The following is a 1,727-nucleotide window of genomic DNA, read 5'->3' as shown; positions in this document are numbered from 1 at the left end:
CTCCTGAACACATCGAGGGATGGAGAAAGATCGCCGACACGGTGCATGCAGGCGGCGGAGCCCTGTTCATCCAACTGATGCACGTCGGCCGGATGTCGCACCCGGATAACACCCCGCACCACCGTCAGCCCGTGGGCCCGTCGGCGATCTCGGCCGAGCAGGACATGTTCACTCCAACGGGCCCGCAGAAGACGCCGGTGCCGCGTGAGCTGACTGCCGAAGACATCCAGGCCACCATCGCCGGGTTCCGCCACGCCGCAGCCTCCGCTATCGCAGCGGGAGCGGACGGCGTGGAGATCCACAGCGCGAACGGGTACCTGCTCCACCAGTTCCTCTCGCCAAACTCGAACCACCGCACGGACGAATACGGCGGATCCGTGGAGAACCGGTCCCGGTTCGTCGTCGCGGTCGCCCGCGCGGTGGCCGAGGAGATCGGGGCAGACCGGACCGGCATCCGCATCTCACCGGCGTTCCCGCTGGGCGGAATCAATGAAGGGGACCCCGCCGACGTCCGGACACAGTACCGCCACCTGGTCGGCGAACTCGCCACACTGGACCTTGCGTACCTGCACGTACACCACCTCGGTGACGACGAACTGCTGCGGTCCTTCCGCGACGCGTGGCCTGCAGCCATCCTCGTCGTCCGCTATGGGCGCGACCGCGAGCAGATTGCCGACGACATCGACGCCGGGCTCGCGGACGTCGCGCCGCTGGGCCGCTTCGCCCTGGCGAACCCCGACATTGTTGAGCGCCTGCGCACTGGGGCGCCACTGAACGAGGTGGACCCGGCAACCCTGTATGGCGGCGGCGCGGCCGGGTACACCGACTATCCGGCCCTGGCACACGCCTAATCGTCTGCCGCGGGTCGCACGCCACCGACCTTACATATCCCGTACCGATCAGAAAGAAGAAACAGCCATGCCCTCACTCAACGGAGCAGTCGTCCTCGTCACCGGAGCCAACGGCGGAATCGGCACGCAATTCGTGCACGAAGCACTCGCCCGGGGAGCTGCAAAGGTTTATGCCTCCGCCCGCACCCCCCGTACTTGGAACGACGAGCGCATCGTTCCGCTCGCCTTGGACGTCACCGACTCCGCCTCCATCCAGGCGGCGGTCGAGGCGGCACCGGATGTGACCGTGCTGATCAACAACGCCGGCGCGTCGGTCTCCAGTGCCGGGATCCTCACCCACACGGACGAGGAGATCCGCAGGAACGTCGAGACGAACTTTCTCGGGCCTCTCTTCGTCGCCCGCGCGTTCGCTCCGGTCCTGTCGGTGAAGGACGGAGCGATGATCATCGACATCCACTCGGCCCTGAGCTGGTACGCCGTCGCCGGCATCTACAGCGCGACCAAAGCCGCCCTCTGGTCCGCGACTAACTCCCTCCGCCTCGAACTCGCCCCCGCCGGCGTGCACGTCGTCGGCGTCCACGTCGCATACGTCGACACCGCGATGGCCGCGCACGCCACCGACCCGAAGCTTGACCCGGCCGTGCTGGTGCGCACCGTGTTCGACGCCACCGAGGCAGGGCAGTACGAGGTCCTCGCCGACGACACGTCTGTCCAGCTCAAGGCCGGACTCAGCGCACCCCTCGAAGCGGTCTACTCGCAGTTGGCGGCGACGAACGCATAAGGGAAAAACCGGTGCCACCGCGTTCACCAAAAGTGAGCGCGGTGGCACCACTCCTCCCACCCGAATCGATCGCCTGGTGCCTTGGCCTTCACGTC

General features: G+C 67.1%; 2 protein-coding genes. Both read left to right on the top strand.

The annotated features are described in order from the left end of the window. Window positions 1-851 (top strand): alkene reductase (locus LQV45_RS30125; RefSeq protein ID WP_230010869.1); only part of this gene is annotated, 851 nt, incomplete at its 5' end. A 67-nt stretch (window positions 852-918) separates the two neighbouring features. Next, entirely contained in the window at window positions 919-1,632 is a 714-nt protein-coding gene (locus LQV45_RS30120) for an SDR family oxidoreductase (RefSeq protein WP_230010867.1), read from the top strand. Window positions 1,633-1,727: the final 95 nt, after the last annotated feature.

It is taken from the genome of Microbacterium sp. Bi128 (genome assembly GCF_918698205.1).
The sequence above is the reverse complement of the archived record's forward strand: the minus strand, read 5'-3'. Positions and strand labels throughout refer to the sequence as shown.